The 18998-nt window shown below is 60.8% G+C and carries 16 protein-coding genes; 6 read left to right on the top strand and 10 right to left on the bottom strand.

Features of this window, described 5'->3' with window-relative positions; all coding sequences use genetic code 11:
* The first annotated feature begins 59 nt into the window (after window positions 1-59).
* Window positions 60-1046 (top strand): zinc-dependent alcohol dehydrogenase family protein, encoded by a 987-nt coding sequence (locus QU481_RS01210; RefSeq protein WP_289828043.1) that lies wholly within the window; start codon window positions 60-62, stop codon window positions 1044-1046.
* On the opposite strand, the gene QU481_RS01205 is transcribed toward QU481_RS01210, so the two are convergent.
* From QU481_RS01205 to QU481_RS01185, 5 genes are read right to left on the bottom strand one after another with little or no spacing between them, the layout of a single operon-like run.
* Window positions 1047-1493 (bottom strand): universal stress protein, encoded by a 447-nt coding sequence (locus tag QU481_RS01205; RefSeq protein WP_289828042.1) that lies wholly within the window; start codon window positions 1491-1493, stop codon window positions 1047-1049.
* Window positions 1494-1495: 2 nt separating this feature from the next.
* The gene (locus tag QU481_RS01200; protein WP_289828041.1) at window positions 1496-2209 is read right to left on the bottom strand and encodes a Clp protease ClpP; all 714 of its coding nucleotides are present in this window, start codon (window positions 2207-2209) and stop codon (window positions 1496-1498) included.
* Between the two features lie 10 nt (window positions 2210-2219).
* Window positions 2220-3128, bottom strand: coding sequence for a ribose-phosphate diphosphokinase (locus QU481_RS01195; RefSeq protein ID WP_289828040.1), 909 nt, complete (start codon window positions 3126-3128; stop codon window positions 2220-2222).
* Window position 3129: 1 nt separating this feature from the next.
* On the bottom strand, window positions 3130-4638 hold the full coding sequence (locus QU481_RS01190; protein WP_289828039.1) for a thymidine phosphorylase family protein: 1509 nt from the start codon (window positions 4636-4638) through the stop codon (window positions 3130-3132).
* Window positions 4635-6002, bottom strand: a complete 1368-nt coding sequence (locus QU481_RS01185; protein WP_289828038.1) for an MBL fold metallo-hydrolase RNA specificity domain-containing protein — start codon at window positions 6000-6002, stop codon at window positions 4635-4637. Before QU481_RS01185 ends, QU481_RS01190 begins: the two co-directional genes overlap by 4 nt.
* A gap of 607 nt (window positions 6003-6609) precedes the next feature.
* Between QU481_RS01185 and QU481_RS01180 the strand changes: the two genes are divergently transcribed.
* The 3 genes from QU481_RS01180 to QU481_RS01170 all read left to right on the top strand — a co-directional run bounded on the left by QU481_RS01180 (window position 6610) and on the right by QU481_RS01170 (window position 12189).
* Window positions 6610-8448 carry a PHA/PHB synthase family protein gene (locus tag QU481_RS01180; RefSeq protein ID WP_289828037.1) on the top strand — a complete coding sequence of 613 codons (1839 nt, stop codon included), beginning with the start codon at window positions 6610-6612 and terminating at the stop codon, window positions 8446-8448.
* Window positions 8449-8671: 223 nt separating this feature from the next.
* On the top strand, window positions 8672-11350 hold the full coding sequence (locus QU481_RS01175; protein WP_289828036.1) for a bifunctional acetate--CoA ligase family protein/GNAT family N-acetyltransferase: 2679 nt from the start codon (window positions 8672-8674) through the stop codon (window positions 11348-11350).
* A 359-nt stretch (window positions 11351-11709) separates the two neighbouring features.
* Entirely contained in the window at window positions 11710-12189 is a 480-nt protein-coding gene (locus tag QU481_RS01170) for a pyridoxamine 5'-phosphate oxidase family protein (protein WP_289828035.1), read from the top strand.
* Window positions 12190-12269: 80 nt separating this feature from the next.
* On the opposite strand, the gene QU481_RS01165 is transcribed toward QU481_RS01170, so the two are convergent.
* Together QU481_RS01165 and QU481_RS01160 are read right to left on the bottom strand one after the other, a co-directional pair.
* On the bottom strand, window positions 12270-12869 hold the full coding sequence (locus tag QU481_RS01165; protein ID WP_289828034.1) for a c-type cytochrome: 600 nt from the start codon (window positions 12867-12869) through the stop codon (window positions 12270-12272).
* Window positions 12870-12880: 11 nt separating this feature from the next.
* Entirely contained in the window at window positions 12881-14203 is a 1323-nt protein-coding gene (locus QU481_RS01160) for a hypothetical protein (protein WP_289828033.1), read from the bottom strand.
* Window positions 14204-14472: 269 nt separating this feature from the next.
* On the opposite strand from QU481_RS01160, the gene QU481_RS01155 reads away from it, so the two are divergent.
* Window positions 14473-14655, top strand: coding sequence for a hypothetical protein (locus QU481_RS01155; protein WP_289828032.1), 183 nt, complete (start codon window positions 14473-14475; stop codon window positions 14653-14655).
* A gap of 299 nt (window positions 14656-14954) precedes the next feature.
* Here QU481_RS01155 and QU481_RS01150 read toward each other — a convergent pair whose 3' ends face one another.
* The 3 genes from QU481_RS01150 to QU481_RS01140 form a co-directional block, all read right to left on the bottom strand.
* Entirely contained in the window at window positions 14955-15101 is a 147-nt protein-coding gene (locus tag QU481_RS01150; protein ID WP_289828031.1) for a hypothetical protein, read from the bottom strand.
* A gap of 246 nt (window positions 15102-15347) precedes the next feature.
* The gene (ccoS, locus tag QU481_RS01145; RefSeq protein WP_289828030.1) at window positions 15348-15530 is read right to left on the bottom strand and encodes a cbb3-type cytochrome oxidase assembly protein CcoS; all 183 of its coding nucleotides are present in this window, start codon (window positions 15528-15530) and stop codon (window positions 15348-15350) included.
* A gap of 5 nt (window positions 15531-15535) precedes the next feature.
* Entirely contained in the window at window positions 15536-17962 is a 2427-nt protein-coding gene (locus QU481_RS01140; protein WP_289828029.1) for a heavy metal translocating P-type ATPase, read from the bottom strand.
* Window positions 17963-18017: 55 nt separating this feature from the next.
* On the opposite strand from QU481_RS01140, the gene QU481_RS01135 reads away from it, so the two are divergent.
* The gene (locus tag QU481_RS01135) at window positions 18018-18992 is read left to right on the top strand and encodes an NAD(P)H-quinone oxidoreductase (RefSeq protein ID WP_289828028.1); all 975 of its coding nucleotides are present in this window, start codon (window positions 18018-18020) and stop codon (window positions 18990-18992) included.
* Window positions 18993-18998 lie beyond the last annotated feature (6 nt).

The raw sequence follows: 18998 nt of genomic DNA, 5'->3' as shown, positions 1-18998 counted from the left end.
CCCTGCCCATGAGCGGTGGGGCTTAGCGCTAGCTTGGGTACGACCAAGGAGTAATCACCATGCGGGTGATGTGCTGCTACGCCCCCAAACAGGATTTGCTATTGGAGAAATGGCCTGATCCGACTCCCCAGCGGGGGCAATTGCTCATCCAGGTACATGCGTGTGGCGTTTGTCGCACCGACTTGCATGTGATCGACGGCGAGTTGACCGGCGCCCTGTCTCCCGTGATCCCCGGTCATGAAATTGTTGGTCACATCGTCGCCTTGGGTGACGATGTGACCGGTTTCAGGCTCGGCGAGCGAGTGGGGGTACCATGGCTGGGCCATACTTGTGGTACCTGTCGGTTCTGTGAAACCAAACAGGAAAACCTCTGCGAAAATGCCCGCTTCCATGGGTTTACACTGCAAGGCGGTTATGCGGACTACGTAGTGGCGGAGGCTCGCTATTGTTTTCATTTGCCAGACCGCTATATCGACGTTGAAGCGGCACCGCTCTTGTGTGCAGGCCTGATAGGCTACCGAGCCCTGCGTTTTGCTCAAGAAGCCAATTGCCTGGGCATTTATGGATTTGGGACTGCCGCGCATCTGGTGGCGCAAATAGCATGTCACCAAGGGCGCGAGGTATATGCCTTCACTCGACCCGGGGACCGGGAGGCCCAACGATTCGCCTTGAGCATTGGCGCCCGTTGGGCAGGGGACAGCGATACGGCTCCGCCCAAGCTGCTGGACGCAGCCTTATTGTTCGCCCCGGTAGGTAGCCTGGTGCCCACAGCCCTTTCTCATCTTGTCGCTGGAGGGGTAGTGGTGTGTGCCGGCATCCATATGACTGATATCCCCGCGTTTCCCTACCGCCTCCTATGGGGCGAGCGGCAGATCCGCTCCGTGGCGAATCTGACCCGCGACGATGGGCTCGATTTTCTCCGCCTAGCCGAACAGGTGCCCCTACAGGTGCACGTTACGCCTTACCCTCTCGAGCACGCCAATCATGCACTTTTCGACCTGCGATGCGGACGGGTCCAAGGGGCTGCCGTGCTGACGACATTCTGATCAGCCAGTGGCCCGTACCAGCAGCACAGGTACAGGACTACGCCGCACCACATATTCGGCATCGCTGCCCAGCACCAAATGGCGCATTCCCTTGTGGCCATGTGTCCCCATGACAATCAGATCGGCGGACCAGAGACGCACTTCATCGAGAATGAGTTCACCTATGCTCGGCGCGGCGCATTCGAGGAGGCGAGCATCGACTTGTACGCCCGTTTCGGCAACCCGTTGCCGTGCTTCCTGCAAAAGCTTCAGGCCATCGGCACGCAATTCGAGGCGTCCCTCGTCCAGGGCGGCCTGATCGGCCATGCCGACATAGACCGCCAGCGAGTCCACTACATGAAACAGCCTGATTTTGGCGCCCAGACGGCTAGCCAGGGCAATGGCTTCTTCCAGGCCACGTTGTGCGGTTTCGCTGCCGTCAATCGGCACAAGGATGCGCTGGTACATGATCACTCTCCAGGGGAAGATGGCCCATGTTTGTCATCGGCGGTATCGACCCGTTTCGTCGAGCGCATGGTCTTGGCGCTGGTCTGATTGAGGCGGGCAAGGCGACGGCGAATCTCATCCGAATCCATCCAGATGTCGGTCCCCTGTAGCACCTTGGCGACTTCGGCCGAACTAAGAAAGGGCATGCAGATTCGCTTCATCACCTTCTCGAACCAGTTTCCCAGCGCGATCACCTGCGCTTGCTGCTCGTTTCCTTTGCCGACCAAACTACCCGAATAAGTATGGAACATCAGTTGGCAGTTATCGTGCACAATCAGTTCATCGCCAGCTAGAAACAACATCGCTGCCATTGAATAGGCACGAGCCTCCAACACCGTAACGACCCTAGCTTCCGAAGCCACCATATTATTGATGATTTGCAGGCCGGTATCGAAGTCACCTCCCGGGGAGTTGAGGTGCAAGTACACCTGATCGGCACCGCCCGCCGTCCATAGGGTATTGAACAACTCGGTGTAGGCCAACGCTTCGCGGATTTCGCCGCACAGATAATAGGAAATCTGCCGGATTGGCAATTGCCGCTCATAACGCGTCAGCCCGACGGCGGCAACCCGGTTGCCGCCTTCCTCGGGGTCCGTTTGCTCATTCATCCACTGCGGCCCATCACGTTCCACCGAGGTCAGAGGACGTGGCGAGTCGGGACAAGTCGGATGAGACATGGCCTTCTTCCTACTTATGGCAGAATGGTTTCACCGCTTCCGCAATCAACGGCATGACATCGATTGCATTGCTCGGCTGGGCGATGGTGTTGCAGCTGACCACCCTGGCAGCTCCGGCCGCCAACAGGCCGGACAGGGCATCACCGACCAGGATCGGGTGCACCGCGACGCAGACCGGGTCGGGCAGACCATGTTGCTTCAGCTGTCGCACGGCAGTGATCATGGTTTGCGCGGTGGCTAGGATGTCATCCAGTAGCACCGGGGTGTGGCCAGTCCAGCCCGCCAACTCTGGCATTAAGATCTCGACGGCACGGTCTCCGTGGCGAACCTTATCGAGGATCAGGTAAGGGGCCTCCAGTTCGGCTGCGATGGCGGCGACCCAGTGTGAACTTTCCTGATCGGGCCCGATTAGCAGCGGCTGACGCACCTCGCGGCGCATCCAATCGACGATGGCAGGCATTGCCGACACCGCATGGGCGGGAATGTGATAGAGCTCGGCCAGGGAGTGGATGCGATGCAAGTGTGGCTCGACGGTGATCAGGAAGTCGACATGGCGCTCCAGTACTGCAGCGACAGTGCGTGCACTGACTGCCTCACCGCTATGGAAACGGCTATCCTGGCGCATATAGCCGAGATAGGGCGCCACCAGACCCACTCGGCGGGCTCCTTGCTCGCGGGCGGCATCGGCGGTCAACAGTAAGGGCAGTAGTTTGCCGTCAAGATGGTCCAGCGAGCACAGCAGCAGCACGCAGCGTCCAGTCAGTTCGTTTGGCAGCCTGACCAGGGTCTCTCCATCTGGAAAGGCGTGCAGCTCGAGGCGCTGCGAAGGAACGCCCAGCTTGGCGCCCAGCTCCACACCGGCCACTGCATTGCCGGGAAAAGTCAGAAGGACAATTTGAGCATTGGTGTCTGCAGCCATTTCAATTCTCCAGTTGAATCACCTCTGGGTGGGCCAGGGCGTAGCTCAGTGCGTAATGTAATTCGCCGGGGGCCTCGGCATGGATGGCGTAGAGCGGCTGCTGCCGCTCGACTGGTTCGGCCAGCTTGACCAGTAGGTCGACCCCGGCCGCTTTCGACTGTGGCGCACCGGCCAGCTTGGCGATGCGGGCAAGGACGCGGTTGTCGATCGCCCCGACCACGCCGGCACGCGGTGCATCAACCAGGTGGCAAAGCGGCGCCTGTGGCACCGCACGCAGCCCGCCTTGGGCCGCGCAGATTGCCTGAAACTGCTTCCAGGCGAGCCCGCTCTCCAACGTGTCCCGCGCCAGCACGAGACCGCCCCCCAGTGCGACAGCATCGCCCAGCTCTAGCACATCGCCGGCCAAAGCCAAGGCCCGCTCCACCAAGTCCTGTGGCGCCTGTGGGTCGTTGTTGAGCACCTGCAGTACGTCACGTGCTTCCAGGCTCGGCCCGATGCCGCGCCCGACAGGCTGGCGCCCATCGGACTGCCGTACCTTCACCCGCAAGCCGAGCCGTGTGCCTACAGCGATCAGGCGATTCGTCAGCCGCTCGGCGGCGGCCGCGTCACGCACCTTGGCCGTTGGACCGACCGGGAGATCGATCAGCACCCGTTCGGAACCGGCAGACAGTTTCTTGGACAAGATGGAGGCGACCAGTTGGCCGTCGCTATCCAGATCCAGCGGGCGCTCGATGCGGATCAATACATCGTCGGCCGGGCTCAATTGCATGCCGCCCCCCCAGACAATGCAGCCGCCCGTTTGGTCGACCACACGGCGGATTGCGTCGGCATCGAGGTCGACCGGTGCCAGCACCTCCATCATGTCGGCGGTGCCCGCCGGGGAGGTGATGGCTCGCGACGAGGTCTTTGGCATGACCAGGCCGCAGGCGGTAACGATGGCCACCACAATCGGAGTGGTCCGGTTGCCTGGTAGACCACCCACGCAATGTTTGTCGACGACTGGGTGGCGCTGCCAATCAAGCCGCATGCCTGCGGCCACCATGGCTTCGGTGAGCTCGACGGTTTCGTCGAAGGTTAATCGTTCCCCGGCACAAGCAGTCACGAAGGCGGCCAGATGCAAATCAGACAATCGGCCGCTGACCGCATCATCCACGATGGCCTGCATCGCCGCTCGGTCGAGCGTCTGGCCGAAGACTTTGGCGCGAACATGGCTGGCCGAAGCCAGTACCGGCACATGGCTGAATTGCAGCATTACACCGGCCCGCACACCCAGCGCACACTGTGCCGAGACGCTCAACGAGGCTTCATCGATACCCAGCAGGTCGCCGCGCACTATGTTGAGCGTCGCGATCACGGTGCGCTCGTTGGCAGAAACGGCCACACGAGTCTGGGCTGCGAAACCTTCCGCACGGCAGATGTGACAACCAGCATGCATGTAGACCACGTATTCGGCCGAAGTGTCGATGCCGAGTGGCCGAAAGCGCAGAGAGGCGGGTGTCGACAGGCTCATAGCGGCAGCTCGACATGCTGCAGGTAATCGGGCACACAAACATTCCAGTGCAGCTCAGTGGCGATGCGCTTTCTGAGCGCATCAGCGGCATCGGGCTCTCCGTGCACCACAAAGGTCTGCTCCGGTGCGGTCCGAAAACCATGCAGCCAAGCTAGAATTTCGTTGGCATCGGCATGGGCGGAAAAATTCTCCAGGCTTTCCACACGGGCGCGGATCGGCACATCGTCGCCATAGATCCGTATGCTGTCGGCCCCGGCCACGATAGCGGCACCGCGGGTGCCGCCGGCCTGGAAGCCCGTAAATACAATGGCATTTCTGGGGTCAGGGGCAAAGGCTTTCAGATGGTGCAAGATGCGCCCGCCGGTAGCCATCCCGCTGGCCGCCAGAATGATCATGGGGCCCTTCTGTTCATTGAGCCAAATTGACTCCTCGGCCGACTGAATGATCTTGGCCGCACGACACATTACCTCGCACTGCTCCGGGCTGAGCCGGTGCTCGCCCTGGTGGCGCACAAAGATTTCCGTGGCATCAACGGCCATGGGGCTATTCAGGTAGATCGGCACCGCCGGGATCTCACCAGAACTCTTCAGCTGATGGATCAGGTACAGCAGGCTTTGCGCACGCCCCACAGCAAAGGTCGGGATCAGTACCACGCCTGAATGCGTGACGGTACGACGAATGATTTGACCCAGTCGGTCACGTGGGTCTGCTGGTTCGTGCAGTCGGTTTCCATAGGTGGACTCGACCAACAGCCAATCCGCCCGAGTCACATGGGCAGGCGGTTTCATTACCAGATCGGCAGGTCGTCCCAGGTCGCCGGAAAACAAGATGTGCCGGTCTCCAATGCCGATGTCGACCATCGCGGCGCCGACGATATGGCCCGCTGGCCGAAAACGTAATGTGATGCCCTGACCCAACTCGATCTCGCTGTCGAACGGGCAGGCCCGCAGCTGCGGCAAGCATCGGACGGCATCGAACTCGGTATAGAGCGGCAAAGCCGGATCATGCTTGGAAGAGTGCCGCGCATTGGCATAGCTGGCCTCCTCTTCGAGCAAATGCCCACTGTCCGGCAGCAAGATGCCGCACAGGTCGCGTGTTCCCGATGTGCAGTACACCTGGCCGGTAAACCCCTCTCGGACCAACAAAGGCAGGTAACCGGAATGATCGAGGTGTGCATGGGTCAGAATGACCGCGTCCAAGCTGGCAGGATCGATGGGGAAGGGGGACCAGTTGCGTAGGCGCAGCAGCTTCCAGCCCTGAAACAGGCCGCAATCGATCAGAAAACGTTTGCCGTTTATCTCCAGCAGGTACTTGGAGCCGGTGACTGTACCGGTGCCGCCGAGAAACAGTAGGTGCAGACCCATCGCGCTACCTCGCCAGGCAGGTGACTCAAGGCTACTCATCGGTGCTGCGCCCACCAGGGAGCCGCCACCATCTGGCTCGTTATCGATGTGACGCAATATCAGTATGGACAGGCTGGCGCATTTGATAGTTGATATGGATCAACGGCGTACTCACTCCATGTGTGCATAGTCAGCCACGGGGCTGTTTGGCGGCTGTGCCAGCAGGTCAGGGCCAGCATGACACCCAGAGTTAGTGTCAGAGCCAGACAAGCGGGGATGCCACCGCTCCTGCGTTTCTAGTCTGCTATCTATTAGGAGTATTGCCGTCTCGGACAGCGAATGCCTTCCCCTCCCGGCAGGCATGGCCATCGACGTAGCATGCGACTGCCGTGGAAAAGCCATGTGAAAGCTGTTGCGTGATTTTTAGAAGGTCACGCGGCTGCTCCGCAATCCGAGTTTGTATCCAGCAGCAGAGGAACTCATCATGCAGAGCACGTCAGTAAACGTCCTCCCGGTAGCCCCCCAGCTTCGTCGAGACGATGTATCGCCGTTGGAAAGGCGAGAGGGAAAAAACGGTGATACAACACAACCCTCCTCGGGGGCCGTCTTCCCAGACTGGCATGGTCCGATGACCGAGTGGCTCAATTATTGGCAGAGCTTTCTGCAGTCCACCCTGACCGTACCCGACACTCGAGGTGAGAGGCAGCGCAGCGGCGCGGTGCCACCCTTGGTCGAAGTCCGGGAAGAAATTGACCCTCCGTCGAGCGCCGACCGCCTGCTACATGCCACGATGGGTCAGTTCACGTGGGGCATATCCCCGGCGGCGCTCGGCCTTGCCTATGCGGACTGGGCATTTCACCTCGCGGTATCGCCCGGGAAGTGGCAGCGGCTCATGGAAAAAACCGTCCGCAAGACAGTCCGGTTCGCCGTCTACGCCATGCGGGGAGCCATCGACCCAACATGCACGCGCTGTATCGAGCCGTTGTCGCAAGACCAGCGCTTTCGTGGCGCAGCCTGGCAGCACTGGCCATTCAACCTGATCTACCAAGGCTTCCTGCTGCAGCAACAATGGTGGCACAACGCGACGACCGGCATAGGGGGCATTTCTCGGCACCACGAGCAGGTGGTGTCCTTCGTGGCACGGCAACTGCTCGATACGGTGTCTCCCGTCAATTTCATTGCAACGAATCCAGAGGTCCTTGAGACCACCGTCCGTTCCGGCGGACAGAATCTCGTGCACGGTGCTTTCAACTTAATCGCCGATTGGGAACGAGCCGTTGGCGGCAAGCCACCGGTTGGGTCCGAGGCTTTTCCCCCTGGCGGGCGAGTTGCCGTCACGCCGGGTCGCGTTGTCTATCGCAACCGCCTGATCGAATTGATTCAATATTCGCCGCAAACCGAACAGGTGTACGCCGAACCCATCCTCATCGTGCCGGCCTGGATCATGAAGTACTACATTCTCGATCTGTCACCGACCAACTCGCTGGTGCAGTATCTGGTCGAACGCGGCCACACCGTGTTCATGATCTCTTGGCACAACCCGCAAGCCGAGGATCGCGACCTTGGCATGGATGATTACTTGCGTCTTGGTGTGCTTGACGCGGTGGAAGCGGTCCGCACGATCGTGCCGGGCCACAAGGTGAATGCCGTCGGCTATTGTCTGGGCGGGACCTTGCTGTCGATCGCAGCCGCTTTCCTTGCTCGGCGGGGGGACGCAGAGCTCAATTCGGTCACCCTGCTGGCCGCCCAAACCGACTTTACGGAAGCCGGCGAGCTGTCGCTATTCATCGACGACAGCCAACTGAGCTATCTCGAAGACATTATGTGGGAGCATGGCTATCTCGACACCCGGCAGATGGCGGGGGTCTTTCAGCTGCTGCGTTCCAACGACCTCATCTGGTCGCGCGTGGTGCACGAATACCTGATGGGCCGGCGTGAGCCGATGACCGATCTTATGGCGTGGAACGCCGATGCGACGCGCATGCCGTATCAGATGCACAGCGAGTATTTGCGTCGCCTGTTTCTCAATAACGATCTGTTCGAGGGGCGCTACAAGGTCGATGGGATTCCAGTTGTCCTGAGCGATATCCGTGCCCCGATCTTTGTGGTGACTACCGAACGCGATCACGTGGCACCGTGGCGCTCGGTCTACAAGATCAATCTCATTGGCGAGACCGACGTGACATTTGTGCTGACGAATGGCGGACACAATGCCGGCATCGTCAACGAACCCGGCCATATCGGCCGGCACTTCCGCATCGCCCGTCGAGCGGCAGGCGAAAAATATATCGATCCAGATACCTGGGTAGATTCGACAACGGCCATGGCAGGATCTTGGTGGCCAGCATGGGCCGAATGGCTGGAGCAATGTTCCAGCGGACGGGCCGCCCCACCACCGCTTGGCGCCCCTGACAAAGAGTATTCCCCCTTGGGCCCGGCGCCCGGCCGTTACGTCCTCGAGCGATAGGAAAGTCAACGGCGGTGAGTCAGGGGGCACGAAACCACTTTTGTCCGTGGCTGCTTAGAGCCGCTAACCAAATCCCCTTGGCGTTGTTATGCGGCCTTGCCGTACTACTTGTACTGTTTGCGGCCGCACGACGAGCACTGCCGCTTCGCTGAGTTTTGTTAGCGGCTCTTAGTTAGCCGGCAATACAACGCCCGTCGCCATGATGGGCTGCAAGGAGGTCACGATGACCATCCGAAATCTCGACCATCTGTTCCGGCCCAGTTCGGTTGCCGTCATCGGCGCCTCCGCCAAGGCCCATAGTGTCGGTGCGACAGTACTGAGAAACCTGCTCAAAGGGCCCTTCACCGGGGCCGTCATGGCGGTTAACCCCAAATACCAGACCCTGGAAGGGATCCCGGTCTATGCAAGCGTGAAAGCGCTGCCTCAGGCTCCCGATCTTGCGGTTATCTGCACACCGCCAGGGACAGTGCCTCGCCTGATTGCCGAGCTCGGTGAGCGTGGCACGAAGGCGGCGATCGTCCTGACCGCAGGGCTCTCACGAACAGAGGACGGACGAGGCCGCACTCTCGCAACGGCAATGCTGGACGCGGCCAAGCCCTACCTGTTGCGGATTGTGGGCCCCAACTGCGTTGGGATACTGGTTCCCGGCATCGGTTTGAATGCCAGCTTTGCCCATACCCATGCGTTGCCCGGCAAGCTCGCTTTCGTCTCCCAGTCCGGAGCGCTGACAACGGCGGTGCTGGACTGGGCCACGTCCAAGGGGATCGGCTTTTCCCATTTCATCTCGATGGGAGATGGCGCGGATGTGGACTTCGGCGACGTGATTGATTATCTGGCCAGTGATGTAGGGACGAGTGCGATCTTGCTATACATCGAATCGATCCGCTCCGCGCGCAAGTTCATGTCCGCCGCGCGGGCGGCTGCGCGCAACAAGCCGGTGGTGGTAGTCAAGGCGGGGCGTGTCGCGGAGGGAGCTCGGGCCGCAGCATCCCATACCGGTGCGCTGGCCGGTGCCGATGATGTTTACGAGGCAGCGATCCGTCGTGCCGGCATGCTGCGTGTAGCCTCTACCGATGAGTTGTTCAACGCCGTCGAAACGCTTGCGCGCGCCCGTCCGGAAATGGGGGAGAACCTGGTCATCATGACCAATGGTGGTGGGGCCGGCGTGATGGCGACCGACGCACTCATACAGGGGGGCGGCAAGCTTGCATCACTGTCCGAACAGACGATAACCCGCTTGCGTGAAAGCCTTCCCGCTACTGCGTCATTGGACAACCCCGTCGACATCGTGGGTGATGCCCCGGTGGAACGCTATGTGACGGCTTTGCAGGCATTGATGGATGACCCTGGCACCGGGGCCGTGCTCTTCATCCACGCTCCCACTGCCATCGTCCCAAGTATTGAGATCGCAACGGCTGTGCTGCCTATTGTTCGCCAGTCCTCGCGTAATGTGTTCACCAGCTGGCTGGGCGGAGATAGCGTCGAACCGGCGCGCCGCCTGTTTCACGAAGCTGGTGTTCCTACCTACGATACCCCTGAGCAGGCGGTGCGCGCCTTTCTCCAAGTGGTCGATTACCGTCGTAATCAAGAGTTGCTGATGGAGACACCACCATCGGTGCCACAGCATTTCACGCCTGACACCGCAACTGCAGCGGCCGTGATCAAAGCCGCTCAGGCGGAGGGGCGTACGATATTGAACGAGCCCGAATCGAAGATAATCCTCGCAGCCTATGGTATCCCCGTCGTGGAGGCACGGATTGCGCGCACGGCGGACGAGGCCGCCTGGATCGCCACGGAACTGGGGCTGCCCGTTGCATTGAAGATCCTTTCTCCCGACATCACGCACAAATCGGACGTGGGAGGGGTGTCGCTGAATCTGGGGGCGGCGGAAGAGGTCAGGCTCGCCGCCAAGATGATGGAACAGCGTCTGCGCGCACTGCAACCCGGCTCGAGACTGAGCGGCTTCACGGTGCAAAGGATGGTGCCGCTCACCTCGGGGGCCGTTGAGCTGATCGTTGGTGCCGCCACAGATCCCGTCTTCGGCCCGGTCGTTCTTTTCGGTCATGGCGGCACGGCGGTCGAAGCCATCGCCGACCGTGCAATTGGCCTGCCGCCGCTCAACCCCAATCTGGCAAAGGAGCTGGTGTACCGCACTCGCGTGGCCCGGTTGCTGGACGGCTACCGCAATCGGCCGCCGGCCAACCGCGAAGCCATCAACATGGCACTGGTGCAGACCTCGCAACTGGTGTGCGACCTTCCCCAAGTGAGAGAGGTCGACATCAATCCTCTGTTGGCCGACGAGCACGGTGTGGTGGCGTTGGATGCCCGCATCGTCATCGCGCCGGGCGGGGGCACCGATCACGATCGCTTGGCGATCAAGCCTTACCCGCAGGAACTGGAAGAAACCGTGGTCTGGGATGGGGCCCCCGTGTTGCTGCGTCCGATCCGGCCAGAGGATGAGACGCAATACAACGCGTTCCTGATGGCACTCACCCCGCAGGACATGCACTTTCGCTTTTTCGGCACGGTCAGGCAGCTCGCGCATTCGCAACTCGCGCGTCTGACACAGATCGATTACGACCGGGAAATGGCGTTCGTTGCGATCGGTCACGATGCAGCCGGCCAGGAGCATATCCTCGGGACGGTGCAGGCAATGGGAGACCCCGACAATATCGCCGCCGAATTCGCCATCGCCGTGCGCTCGGGCATACAGGGACATGGGCTGGGGGGGGTCCTGCTGACAAAGGTCATCGACTATTGTAGGTGGCGCGGTACTGTTGAACTGGTGGGTGAGGTGCTGACGGAAAATGAGCGGATGCTAACGCTCGCCAAGGCGCTTGGCTTCAGGATTCAACACAAACAGGCCGAGAGGGGGGTGATGAGGGTTGCCCTGACTCTTTAAATTGCGATCGTAGATAGCATTGGTGACCTGTTGGAACCAAGGGCCCCCATAGTCGTGCGAGGCACCTCATGTAGATGGCAGCTTGACGTCGATATGAGCCCTTCAAATGGCGCTAAGCCTCGCAATCGGCCATCAGACACTCTACGCTCCATTTACTTGGTCAATGAACAAACGGGGTTTTACGATGACCGGGCCACAACTTGGTGGATTTCAAGCGCGTTTTTCCTGAGAAGGCGCGCTGGTCATAAAGGCCCATCGAATTACCGAAGCCTCGCCACCGATCTGTGCTTGGCCGCCAGCACGCAGACCGGTTTCCTGCCATATCTTGTTTGCCGCGATTGCCATCAAGGAGCTTCAACATGGATACGCAACTCAAGACCTTCATTCTCGAGATCATGGCAACGAGCCGCGACATGTCGTTGGCGACTCTCCGGGAAGATGGATACCCGCAGGCGAATCTCGTCAGCTACGCTAACGATGATTTCCTGATTTATTTCGCCACCGCCAGAGACAGCAGCAAGGTTCGCAATATCTCCTTCTGCGAAAAAGTGTCGCTGACTATCAATACGCCGTACAACGCCTGGCCCGAACTCAGGGCGTTGTCAATGGCTGCGACGGCCCAAATCCTGCCGGACGACTCCGCCGAATGCGCTCATGCCGTCAGTTTGCTCGCGCAAAAGTTTTCCAACGTATGGGACATGGTGCCGCAGGACCAGACAGGCCAAACGCTCGTTATCCGGCTGCAGCCGTGGCTCATCAGTGCACTCGACTACCGGCAGGGATTCGGTCACACCACACTCGTGTCCGTGCCTGGCTTTAAACCAGTGACGGGATCGTGAGCGTTTTAAAGTTTCAAACCACGAGGCACTGTTGGTCCTTGGGTGCAATCTTCCCCTGACTTGATGCAGTCTGTATGCCATCACGGCAAGGTTTGCACATAGGCCCCGAGCGCCCGCATGTCGCTCTCGCTCAAGGTCTTGATAATGGCCTGCATGGCCGTTGCCGAGGGACGCTGGCTGGTTTCGAACACATGCAGCTGCTTGACGATATAAGCAGCATGCTGGCCTGCCAAGCGCGGAGCGATCACCGACCCTTCTGCCTTGGCTCCGTGGCACGTGGCGCAGGCAGTGGTGCCGCTGTCTGCTCGCCCATTCTGATACAGCTCGTGGCCTGCACTGACGAGGGAGCTATCTACGGGATTGGGGTTGAGGCTTGGTTTTTGCGCGGCGAAGTAGGCAGCAAGACCACTGATGGTGGCATCGTCCAGTGTGCCGGCGATACCCCACATATAGTCATGGGCGGATCGGTCGCTGCGATCTTTGGCCCGAAATGCCCTTAACTGCTGCTCCAGATAGGCGGGCTGCTGCCCGGCCAGGCGAGGAAACAAGGGGGAAATACTGTTGCCATCGGCATGGTGACAATTGGCACACCATTGCCGGGCGATATCTTCGGGGCTTCCCGCGGCCAGGGCCGTCGACAACCCGAGGCCGAACACCGCCAATAAGCAAGCGATCCGCATGACACTCCCCCTTAGAAAGCGACCCAGGTATAGAGATAGGTCGTGTTGTTGTCGCGGGCATTGCGGCCGTTCCCGTCGAAGTTGGTCGTGGCCCCCAGATATTTCCAATAGCCGGTGTACTGCAGCGCCAGCCGCCAGAATGGCCGGATCATGTAGTTCAGTTCGGCGATAAAGCCGCGGGTGTCAGGGCTGTTGGTAACTGGAAAGGCTACATTGTCGTCGGAGCCATATTCATCAAAATAAGCTAGCGTCGCGCCATACTTGCGTTGGTACCAGTACGAACCCTTCAAATGGAACGAGTCGAGGTTGCTGCTCGAGTTCTGACGGTCCACCCCGAGATGGGAGGCGTCCCAGTCAGTGCTCTCATGGATCAGCGACACTTGGGCCGTGGCCGAATGCGGCTCTGACAGGTATTGGTACTGCATGTCGATGCCAATATCGCGGAAGTGGTCCGTGGGCGAGCTACTGTCGGTCGGGTCGACGTTCACCTTGGCATTCAGACCGAATGTGCCGGCCGACAACGAATGTGAGCCCCATTCGCGGTTATAGGCAAAGCGCCAATAGGGGTTGGTGTCCTTGAGCCGGTTGCTGAAATCGACGCCATGATGAAGTACTGAGAAAGCGCCGTCGGCACTGCGATAGCCACCAAGTTCGAAATACCATGATTTGTTGAGGAAAGCATAGGCGCTCAAACCCACCACCTGCTGCGCCAGCCCGCCCTCGATTAAGGTGGCCGGTGGGGCGATGCCCCACACCCCGGCGATGCGAGAAGTCTGGAATGGATAGGAGAAAGCCGGCGTCGAGTTCCACACATCCTGCACGGTCGGGTTGTTGTTGAGCGTCAGGCCGTAGATCAGATCCAGGTCCTGCTTGGCGATATGGTCGACCACGCGGATATCGTTGTTGTCGACCGTGGTATGTCCTACGAACTGGGTGGTGCCATCGGGCTGCGGTTTGGCGAAGAGGTCATTGTAGGTCCATTGCGAAAACAGCCCGAAGTGATCGGATAATTTGCCCGCAACGAACAAGCTGCCACCCTCGAAGACCAGACCGCCATTCCTCGGAAATGCCGCATCATTGCCCTGGGTATTGTTGACCTTGGTCGCAGAGCCGATGGCCATCGCTGAGAGTGGGAACAATTGGGTTGTGCCCAGTGTGTAGCCGGACAGTTTGAACAGCCGCCCGTAAGGCGTCAGCTCGGGAAAGCTGACGTGGCAGGCCTCGCATGCCTGTCCGGTCTGTCGGGCAAACGCCGGCACGGCATGTGCCAAACCAGGCAGTATGATCGCCACGAATGCCCCGACAACCCAACTCACTATCCGGTTCCAACGCATGACATCCTCCCTCAGGATCAAGCTGGAGTTGTTTACGGCATACGTAGCTGCATACATCATGTCTTAGGAATTATTCGTGCTCTTCGCAAGGCCTAGACGTGGGGCGCACCACGGCTTGGCATGGTAGGGAAGAAGACCATGCTTCCTTAGTGTCGCGCCCACCGATCGAGGAATGCTCTGTCAAGCGCCCGCCCGATTTATTCAGAAAGCGTGTTAGTAATCGTCCGGAGCTGGGCACATAGGCATGCTTTGCCCAGGCAAGCAGGGTATTGAAGATCATGGTGACAACGGCGGGCAGCCCGAAGGCGCTAGTGGCTGGGTCAAGCCTTGATGCAGTGCTCTTGGCCATCGTCGGCCCCTATCGTGCTGGTGTGGATATAGGCGACTTTGACGCCGTAATTGATCACGGCGCCAACGCCCTCGAGTACCAAATCGTTAAGGGCGACAGCTGAAATGCAGTTCGTCACCAGAGGACTGTCCGGCGCAAGGCTGAGTAATCAAGACGTTCTCAACAGCCGGAGGCAAGTTTTACCAACATAGTGCTCGCATATATTGGGTGGTCGTGTTTCTGGCAGTCTGTTGATTTAAAGCAAATTCCGCAGGAAGAAAATCATCGTGCAACGGGCTTGATGTGGGAACAGCTGTTGGCCGAAAAGGGGCTACAGGGCCAGTCGAACCTGTTGCTCGGAGTGCGTGACAAGCGAGAAGGCGAGCAGAGGAAAGGGGGGCATTGTTCGCCTGTGTTGTCCGGCTAGGCGTGGATGCGCTGATCGTCCAGATCCGCCATGATGATCTGGGCTGGTGAATAACACTGTGCCGTCAAAAGAGTGGTCAGGCCGATCGAGCCCGCTCTAACAATGGCTACCGTACCATCCTGCGCGACTTTGTCATCGAGCACGACGCACTCGAAACCGGTAGGGAAAGATGTCGCTGGGCATCATTAGCGTTTTCTCATTTTCGCCAACCGGAATAGGGTAGAGGCTCGTTTCTGCATATATTTTTGGCTTGGGTGCCGTCGATCCGGTTGTGCAGTATCCAGCTGCCGCGACGACAGTGCGAATACATCCCGCGTCGGCAGAAGTCGCACTTACCGCAGGATGAAATGCCAGATATCGGGCGACCCTGTCGCCCGGTTAGTGCCGTATCAAGCCTCCGGCTTGTCGTCCGGTTGCGTATCATGGCCGGCGCTGTCGTCGTCCATCAGGATGCGATGAGCCGGTCCTTCCAAGTCGTCGAACTGACCGTTGCGGGTCGACCACCAGAACAGCACGCCGAAGAAAAACACCAGTGCGATGCTCATCGGAATCAACAGGTACAGGCTTTCCATCAGCGTTACTTCCGAATCAAACGTAGAGCATTGGTGACGACAATCAGCGAGCTTGCCGCCATGCCTAGACTGGCGATCCACGGCGTGACATGGCCACTGATCGCCAAGGGTAGCGCCACCAGGTTGTAGCCAGCCGCCCACCAGAGGTTCTGGCGGATTACCGCCAGCGTCTTGCGCGACAGCGTCACTGCGTCGGACAGACGGGGCAGCTGGTCGTTTACCAGCACCATATCGCCGCTGGCGCGCGCCACATCGGTGCCACCGCCCATTGCCACCGACACGTCGGCACGCGCCAGCACCGGAGCGTCGTTGATGCCGTCGCCAACCATCAGGACTTGGCGCCCTTCGTTCTGCAGCGCCGCCACGTAGGCGAGCTTCGCCTCTGGCGTCGCACGGGCGCGCCAGCTGCCGATATTGAGCTGATCGGCGAGGAAGCGCACTGCTCCATCGCTGTCCCCGCTCAGGAGATGCACCTGGATTCCCTGTCCGGCTAGGGTATCGACCAGCTCCTGCGCATCGAGGCGCGCGCTGTCCGCCAGCGAAAACGCTGCGCGCCAGCCGTGCTCTCCCCCCAGGCCGACCAGAGTGGTCTCCTGCTGCCAACCCTTGAGTCGGTCCGGCACGACGCCGGCAAGCTCGCTGACAAAACTGAAACGGCCTAGCCGCCAACGCACGCCGTCGAGGGTACCTTCGACGCCCTGGCCGGGGAAGTTCTTCACTCTGGAAAACGCTGGGGCTGCCGCGCAGGCGGGGAGGGTAAACGCGCGGGCGATCGCATGTTCGGAGCTGGCTTCCAGCGCGCAGGCCAGCGCCAGCGCCGACAGTGGATCGTCTTTGGCGAGATCACGAGTCGCGGCGAGAGTGAGTCGGCCGTGGGTCAGGGTGCCGGTCTTGTCGAACACCGCGTCGCTGACGCGGGCGAGCGTCTCCAGCGCATGGCCGCGGGTGGTCAGCACACCGATGCCGGCAAGATGACCGGTCGCGGCAGTCAGTGCCGCCGGCGTCGCCAGCGACAGCGCACATGGGCAGGACACGACCAGCACCGCTACGGTGATCCACAGCGCCCGCTCCGGTGCGTAGAAGTGCCAGCCGAGATAAGTGGCCGCGGCGACGATCAGCAGGATCAGTACGAACCAGCCGGCAAAACGGTCGGCCAGCACTGCGAGGCGCGGCTTTTCGGCCAGCGCCTTGTCCAACAGGCGCACGATGCCGGCCAAGCGGGTGTCCTGGCCGGTCTGGGTGACCTTGATATAGAGCGGACTGGCGGTGTTGACGCTGCCAGCGATCACATTGTCACCGGCATTCTTGGGCAAAGGCCGGCTCTCGCCGGTGAGCAGTGCTTCATCGACAGCGCTGTCGCCATCGAGCACCACGCCGTCGGCCGGCAGCGTTTCGCCCGGCTTCACCAGTAGCACGTCGCCGATCGAGAGCTGGCTGACCGGCGCCTCATGTGCGTCGCGGCCGCTCGGCCAACCTTGTACTCGGTGCGCGAACGCAGGCACCAGCTTGATCAGGCTCTCAGTCGCCTCGCCGGCCTTGCGTCGCGCGATGCTCTCCAGATAGCGCCCGCCCAGCAGCAGGAATACGAACATCGACACCGAGTCGAAGTAGATGCCGTGCTCGACCTTATGGACCAGCGCCCACAGGCTGGCGGCGAAGGCGGTGATGATCGCGATCGTCACCGGCGTGTCCATGCCGACCCTGCGCAGTTTCAGGTCGCGCCAGGTGGCGCGGTAGAACGGCACCGCCGAATACAGCATCACCGGCAGCGTCAGCAGCAAGTTGGCCCAGTGCAGCAGCCACAGGCTGCTGTGGTCGATGTCACCGTCCTTCGCCATATAGGTCGGCACCGCGTACATCATCACCTGCATCATCGACAGCCCCGCCACCCACAGGCGGCTGAGCGCGCGCTTGCGCTCCTTGCCGGCCAGCGCTTCCTGGCGGGCGGCGTCGTATGGGTGGGCGCGGTAGCCGATCGTGCCCACCGCCTCGAGTATCTGTGACAGCTTCACCTGACGGTTGTCCCAGCGCACCCGTGCGCGATGGGTGCTGTAATTGATGTCGACCGACAGTACGCCGGGCAGGCGTTGCAGGTGGCGCTCGTTCAGCCAGACGCAGGCGGCGCAGGTAATGCCCTCGAGTATCAGCGCCGCCTCGCGCACATCGTCCTCACCGACGTGGACGAAGCTCTTCTGCAATTCGTCCGCATCGAACAGGCGAATCTGCTCCAACAGCTCATCCGGCAGCGGCTCGACCTTTTGCGAACCGTTGGTGCGGTGCGCGTAGTAGTCGGACAATCCAGCATCGACGATAGTTTGCGCTACCGCCTGGCAGCCGGCGCAACAGGCGGGCTCGGCCCTGGACTTGTAACGAATCGGGAAGTCGCTGCCGGCCGGCACCGGCAAGCCGCAGTGGAAACAGTTTTCGCTCATGGTTAGGCTATTGTAATCGAATCCCCCACCAATCCGGACCAAGGAAAGGATCGTTATGCACGCGATATTGCAGACCCAGCCGGGCGACGCCGATACCCTTTATCTCGGCAGCGTGGAACGACCGCAGGCCGGGCCGGGCCAGTTGCTGGTCAAGGTTAACGCAGCTGGCGTCAATCGCGCCGACATCGTCCAGCGCGAGGGCCGTTATCCGCCGCCGCCGGGCGCGTCGTCGATCCTCGGGCTGGAGCTCGCCGGCGTGGTGGTCGAGGCCGGTGACGGTTGCCGCTTTAGGGCGGGCGACGCGGTATTCGGACTGGTCGGTGGCGGCGCTTATGCCGAGTACGCGCTGCTCGACGACGCGCTGGCGATCGCCAAGCCCGCCTGGCTGAGCTGGGCCGAGGCGGCGAGCCTGCCCGAAGCGTGGCTGACGGCGATACTGAACCTGATCGACGTCGGCCAGCTGAAAGCGGGCGAGAGTTTTCTGGTGCACGCAGGGGCGAGCGGCGTCGGCGCGGCGGCGATCCAGCTCGCGAAGCAGTTGGGGGCACGGGTGTTCGCCAGCGCCGGCAGCGCCAGCAAGCTCGCCTACTGCCGTAGGCTAGGTGCCGACGAGGTGTTCAACTACAAGGAGCAATCGGCATTTGGCCAATGGATCAAGGAGCGCGGCGGGGTTGACCTGGTGCTCGACCCGATCGGCGCCAGCCACATCGACGAGAACATCACCGCGCTGCGTCGCGACGGCCGCCTGGTGGTGATAGGGGTGATGGGGGGTAGCAACGGCCAGCTCAATCTCGGCCAGCTATTGATGAAGCGGCTGCGCGTGCAAGGCTCGACTTTACGCAGCCAGCCGCTGGAAGTGAAGGCGCAACTCACGCAGAGGTTGTCCGAACGGCTCGACGACTTCCGCAGCGGCCGGCTGCGCTTCACGCTGGACAGCCGCTTCGATATCGCCGACGTGGCCGCCGCACACCGTCATATGGAGAGCAACGCCAACCTCGGTAAGATCGTTCTCGAATGGCCGGCGGCGTAATACATT

The organism is Crenobacter oryzisoli, assembly GCF_030385785.1.
In the GTDB taxonomy this organism is placed as follows: domain Bacteria; phylum Pseudomonadota; class Gammaproteobacteria; order Burkholderiales; family Chromobacteriaceae; genus Crenobacter_A; species Crenobacter_A oryzisoli.
This window is presented reverse-complemented; position numbering and strand designations above follow the sequence as displayed.

Excerpts from the sequence above, each read along its gene's own strand:
- QU481_RS01160 (WP_289828033.1), bottom strand. The coding sequence starts at position 14,203 with ATGCGTTGGAACCGGATAGTGAGTTGGGTTGTCGGGGCATTCGTGGCG.
- QU481_RS01165 (WP_289828034.1), bottom strand. The coding sequence starts at position 12,869 with ATGCGGATCGCTTGCTTATTGGCGGTGTTCGGCCTCGGGTTGTCGACG.
- QU481_RS01190 (WP_289828039.1), bottom strand. The coding sequence starts at position 4,638 with ATGAGCCTGTCGACACCCGCCTCTCTGCGCTTTCGGCCACTCGGCATC.
- QU481_RS01185 (WP_289828038.1), bottom strand. The coding sequence starts at position 6,002 with ATGGGTCTGCACCTACTGTTTCTCGGCGGCACCGGTACAGTCACCGGC.
- QU481_RS01205 (WP_289828042.1), bottom strand. The coding sequence starts at position 1,493 with ATGTACCAGCGCATCCTTGTGCCGATTGACGGCAGCGAAACCGCACAA.
- QU481_RS01210 (WP_289828043.1), top strand. The coding sequence starts at position 60 with ATGCGGGTGATGTGCTGCTACGCCCCCAAACAGGATTTGCTATTGGAG.
- QU481_RS01180 (WP_289828037.1), top strand. The coding sequence starts at position 6,610 with ATGACCGAGTGGCTCAATTATTGGCAGAGCTTTCTGCAGTCCACCCTG.
- QU481_RS01175 (WP_289828036.1), top strand. The coding sequence starts at position 8,672 with ATGACCATCCGAAATCTCGACCATCTGTTCCGGCCCAGTTCGGTTGCC.
- QU481_RS01195 (WP_289828040.1), bottom strand. The coding sequence starts at position 3,128 with ATGGCTGCAGACACCAATGCTCAAATTGTCCTTCTGACTTTTCCCGGC.
- QU481_RS01140 (WP_289828029.1), bottom strand. The coding sequence starts at position 17,962 with ATGAGCGAAAACTGTTTCCACTGCGGCTTGCCGGTGCCGGCCGGCAGC.
- ccoS (WP_289828030.1), bottom strand. The coding sequence starts at position 15,530 with ATGGAAAGCCTGTACCTGTTGATTCCGATGAGCATCGCACTGGTGTTT.
- QU481_RS01200 (WP_289828041.1), bottom strand. The coding sequence starts at position 2,209 with ATGTCTCATCCGACTTGTCCCGACTCGCCACGTCCTCTGACCTCGGTG.
- QU481_RS01135 (WP_289828028.1), top strand. The coding sequence starts at position 18,018 with ATGCACGCGATATTGCAGACCCAGCCGGGCGACGCCGATACCCTTTAT.
- QU481_RS01170 (WP_289828035.1), top strand. The coding sequence starts at position 11,710 with ATGGATACGCAACTCAAGACCTTCATTCTCGAGATCATGGCAACGAGC.